The following is a 209-nucleotide window of genomic DNA, read 5'->3' as shown; positions in this document are numbered from 1 at the left end:
TTATTATCTAGTTTTGAAGGAATGAAAATTTCTTCTTGCATTTTTCCGGAAAGACGTTATAATAATATATGTCTTGAAAAAATGCAAACCATGTTTGGTGACGATAGCGAAGAGGTCACACCCGTTCCCATTCCGAACACGGCAGTTAAGCTCTTCAGCGCCGATGGTAGTTGGGGGTCTCCCCCTGTGAGAGTAGGACGTCGCCAAGC

1 rRNA gene is annotated in these 209 nt (G+C 44.0%); it reads left to right on the top strand.

Annotation, left to right across the window (positions count from 1 at the left end):
* Positions 1 to 93 precede the first annotated feature (93 nt).
* Positions 94 to 209 (top strand): 5S ribosomal RNA (gene rrf / locus QNI08_RS22460).

It is taken from the genome of Peribacillus folii (assembly GCF_030271255.1).
GTDB lineage: Bacteria > Bacillota > Bacilli > Bacillales > DSM-1321 > Peribacillus.
This window is presented reverse-complemented; position numbering and strand designations above follow the sequence as displayed.